The following is a 4,061-nucleotide window of genomic DNA, read 5'->3' as shown; positions in this document are numbered from 1 at the left end:
CTTTATTCTTCCCCTCACGACTTTTAATCAAATACTCATTGTCTTCTCTTTCTTCAATGTACCAACGTAATTCTCTCTTTAACGATGGTGTTAACTGAATACGCTTCTGTTTACCTGTTTTCTTTTCTCTCATCGAAATATGACTACCTTTTAGATCTCCTATCTTCAATTTGAGAATATCACTAATACGTAACCCTGTATTAATCCCCATTACAAATAGAATATAATTACGCTCGCTCTTTTCTTTTAGATATTCTTTAATTTGTTGTATTTGATCTGGATCACGAATAGGTTGAACAAAGTTCATTATTCATTACCTCCATGTTGCTCTTCTATCTCATATACTTCTAACCTAAGAGCAAATGCTAGTTTATAAAAAGCATTGGACTTATTACGTCTATATGTACGCTCACTCATGCCAATCTCGTTATAAACCATGTAATCAAAGACTTCTTCATCTTCTAAATAACGTTTTACAATAATGTTTCTTTGATTCTTACTAAAACGACTTAATGCCTTATCAATCTGAAAAGATAGACGTTTTAATCTCTCTTCTCGTTTACTCAATTCTAAATTAGCCAAAGCAACATCTTCAGCTGGTTTACCTACCATGTTTGTTGGGCCGTGATATCTTACTTCACAAGAAGCTGTAATCTTCATCTCATTTCTAATCATCCCAAACTGTCTATAAATACGAACGTCTTCAAGAATCTTTTCTAAACGAGCCTGTGTTGCTTTACGTTCAATCTTTGGCAAGAAAGTTAATTGCGTCATATATAAACACTCCTTATCTATTTTATTAATGAAATATAAAAAAGCGGACACCAAACTACAGAGCAATATTGCTAACGCCCTTTGTAGTTCGATCTCCGCTGGTTCTTCCAGTAGGACTGATAATTCAATTGTATCTATTATACCATTTTCTTCTTTTTGGATAATTTATAAAAGGATTATTTTGTTTAAAATGAGCTTAATTATTAATAACATTTTTTTACATTAAATGAATTTACTATATAATTTAATTAACTAAACTTTAAGAGTGTTGAATATGCCAGATACATTGAGACTCATTATCTTTATCCTTGCAGGAGTTAGTGCACTTTTCGCTTTGATAAAAGAGTTTAAAAAGCCAAAGAAAAGCGTATTTCTAATATCCTTTGAATTCTTAGTGCTTATAGGAGTCACATGGTTAATAACGAGGACTTTAGTGTGACTTTCCTAACGAACATCCCCCCTGAATAAAACTCAATATTCCGTCAATACTGTAGATAGGCTCTAATAGCCACCTTTCATGGAATGTGGCCTCCACATTGTCAATTTTTATTGGAGTCGAGCAGTTAGCCTTTGCTAGCTGCTCTTTTGTTTTTTTTATTATCACTTTTTAGGTTCAATGCTCATATGTTATTTTGAGGCAAAAAAATCAATGTCTCACAAATGAAAAAGTGTTCCTTTACATGACTTTTACAATTTTTCACTTAAAGAGCACTTATTTGATGGTGCTCTTTTTGGATATGTCTGAATAAAACCCGAAATTCTGCACACACTATAGCTATACCTACTTCTATGATAGTAATCTTTTCCCAATCTCCTTGGGCCGAGCAGTTAGCTTTTGCTAGCTGCTTTTTTACTGCTTCACGACATCTTTTGGGCAAACACGTAAAATATATGGTAATTCTCCTGTTTTAGATAACCCAAAATCCCCCAACCTCGATACCATTACCACTGTATATTCTTCTCCTTTATAGAGAACCTTGTCCCCTTTTATGATCCCGTTATAACCGACTATTCTGTTGTAACCATACATCGTTATACCTTTTAATTTCTTATCAATTTCAATCATTGCTATTGTTTTGATTCCATCATTATTATCATCAGCTTCATACCATTCTACATTACCCATTTCGCTCACCCCTTGAATAAACTCAACATCTTGGCATATAATGTCTATGCATCGAATCATCATTTTTGGGAGAGCAGTTAGACTGGGCTAGCTGCTCTTTTTAGTTTTTCCGAATAAAAATCCAAGTCTCGGCTACACTATAAACGGGCTGGTGAATATCCATAATCCATTTTTGCAGTACCAAAGCTCTTTCTTACTATTCCCTTGGGCTGAGCAGTTAGCTTTTGCTAGCTGCTCTTTTATTTGTATCAAATGGACCAATATCTTCACCAATCGCGCCTAAGTAATTCTTACGATCCATTTCCCAACAATTCCGGCACATCTTTTTACCTGGAACGAAATCTAATAAATGTGGTCCTCTTAATTCCTTACTGATACCGCCACACCAATCACATTCTCCACCGTCTTCGTATTCTGCCATGATTTTGTTTATTTGATGTTCTGATAGCTCTACATGTCCAATCGGCTCTGTACAAGCTAGTTCACCAGTATCATATTTACTTGGCATACCATCATAAGCTAAGGATTCCATGTAATCCTCAGTTAATTCATTTAAATCAATTACCAATCTATCATTAATTACTTTTAGTTCGAATTTTGCCATTTTAATCACCCCTTGAATAAACTCAACATTTTAGCATATAATGTCTATGCATCGAATCATCATTTTTAGAGAGAGCAGTTAGACTGGGCTAGCTGCTCTTATTTCCGCATCTGTAGCATGTCTTAAAAATTCGATATGAACCCACCGTTCGCTATTATCTACATACAGGTAAACCCACACTAACGCTATTTCATCAGAAGCCTTTGTAACTTTTGCTAATCCCTGAAGTTCTGGATAATCAGGATGGATAACCATTACCAAATCATCTTTATAAAACCTCAATTGAACCTCCTCATTTCTCTACAAAATGAAATTTTTATTTAATCCTCTAAAGTTCGTGAATACTTGTTCAAATATCGTGCATATTATGGATAGGCCACCAGCCATAATTCTATTCCCATGAAATTGCGCTAAATTCTATCTCCTTAAGAAACATTGTGACAACCGAGCAGTTGGCTTATTGAGCCAGCTGCTTTGTTGTATAGATTTTCAATGTAAGTACATACTACCTTTGTAGGGATTAATTAATTGCCATTTGAGAGGTTCTTTTACCCCACTTCTGTTTAGGAGAATAGCTTTAAAAGCTGTTCTCCTCTATTTAGTGAGACAAAGTTTTTGTTCTCAAATACAGTTTTATTCAGTTCTTTCAATCCCGTATAATATTTCAACTCCCGTTTATACTATAGCAGTAACTTTAGGTTACAAATCATTGCTGTAAGCGCGGCGCTTCTTTTGTACAACAAGTAGTTAGCTAATTGAGCTAGCTGCTTTGTTGTGCAAAATAGCGTTTTTGTATTAATTTCTTGCATATATAGAAATCACTTCTTCTAAATCAATTTCTTGCACACTTTCCACAAACATTCATATCGTGTATGGAGAAATGATTCTAAAGGCATCGAATCTCCTCTTAAAGGAGCGTGAACTGTTGCACGCTCTTTCTTACATAAACACTTTCTTATCCAAATAACGCTTTTATTCATTTCACATCAATTTACTGTTATTAGAAAAGTTAGAAATATTTACTCCATGTTTTTTCTGAATAATCATGATATTATTTAGTTGCTGGCGTTCACCATCCCACGAACTCAGCAACTGCATCTAAGGACTCTGCTCTCATCATTGAGAGTAGAGTCTTTATTTATAGAATTATCCCCAATCAACTCTGTATATTGGTACAAAATGCAAATTCTATTAAATTAACTGCGTTTTCCGCTCATCCATACGAGTTACTTTTCCGCTTTTATATACGAAAGATTGCTCACCATGACCAGTTGTTGGTGGCTCAATCGGGTGAATCTGTCCATCTTTTACAACGTAAATCATATTTTGGTTTAATGAAATTTCAGCTGTCATTCCTGCAATATTTTCTTTAATAATTCCCACCGAAATCACTCCCACATGTGTTATAATTACTTTATCGAAGTAAGTCGAGAGTGGTCTCGGCTTTTTTTATTTGCCTATAAATATTGCACAACGTTTTCTGGAACAAATGATTGTTCCAAGCATAGATGAAGTCGTATTGGTATCGGCTCTTTATTATCCCTTGCCTTCTTACAA

At 34.5% G+C, this 4,061-nt stretch carries 6 protein-coding genes; all 6 read right to left on the bottom strand.

Annotation, left to right across the window (positions count from 1 at the left end; translation table 11 throughout):
• A partial coding sequence (locus tag HRG09_RS27555) for a tyrosine-type recombinase/integrase (protein WP_174103989.1) occupies positions 1-307 on the bottom strand: 307 nt, incomplete at its 3' end.
• Positions 307-774: an ArpU family phage packaging/lysis transcriptional regulator gene (locus HRG09_RS27550; protein WP_174103988.1), complete on the bottom strand. Its 468-nt coding sequence runs from the start codon at positions 772-774 to the stop codon at positions 307-309. The genes HRG09_RS27555 and HRG09_RS27550, both read right to left, overlap by 1 nt.
• Before the next feature lie 850 nt (positions 775-1,624).
• A complete protein-coding gene (locus HRG09_RS27545) occupies positions 1,625-1,900 on the bottom strand; it encodes a hypothetical protein (RefSeq protein WP_174103987.1) in 276 nt (91 codons plus the stop codon).
• A gap of 217 nt (positions 1,901-2,117) precedes the next feature.
• Positions 2,118-2,504 carry a hypothetical protein gene (locus tag HRG09_RS27540; protein WP_254610194.1) on the bottom strand — a complete coding sequence of 129 codons (387 nt, stop codon included), beginning with the start codon at positions 2,502-2,504 and terminating at the stop codon, positions 2,118-2,120.
• Positions 2,505-2,582: 78 nt separating this feature from the next.
• Positions 2,583-2,786, bottom strand: a complete 204-nt coding sequence (locus HRG09_RS27535; protein ID WP_174103986.1) for a hypothetical protein — start codon at positions 2,784-2,786, stop codon at positions 2,583-2,585.
• A gap of 909 nt (positions 2,787-3,695) precedes the next feature.
• Positions 3,696-3,887 (bottom strand): DUF3954 domain-containing protein, encoded by a 192-nt coding sequence (locus HRG09_RS27530; protein WP_174103985.1) that lies wholly within the window; start codon positions 3,885-3,887, stop codon positions 3,696-3,698.
• Positions 3,888-4,061 lie beyond the last annotated feature (174 nt).

This window comes from Bacillus sp. Xin1 (assembly GCF_013314535.1).
Classification (GTDB): Bacteria; Bacillota; Bacilli; order Bacillales; family Bacillaceae_G; genus Bacillus_A.
Note: the sequence above shows the minus strand (reverse complement) of the source record. Positions and strands in the feature narration are given on the sequence as shown.

Bases quoted from the DNA above. Each gene is read 5' to 3' on its own strand.
- HRG09_RS27550 (WP_174103988.1), bottom strand. From the start codon at position 774: ATGACGCAATTAACTTTCTTGCCAAAGATTGAACGTAAAGCAACACAG.
- HRG09_RS27545 (WP_174103987.1), bottom strand. From the start codon at position 1,900: ATGGGTAATGTAGAATGGTATGAAGCTGATGATAATAATGATGGAATC.
- HRG09_RS27540 (WP_254610194.1), bottom strand. From the start codon at position 2,504: ATGGCAAAATTCGAACTAAAAGTAATTAATGATAGATTGGTAATTGAT.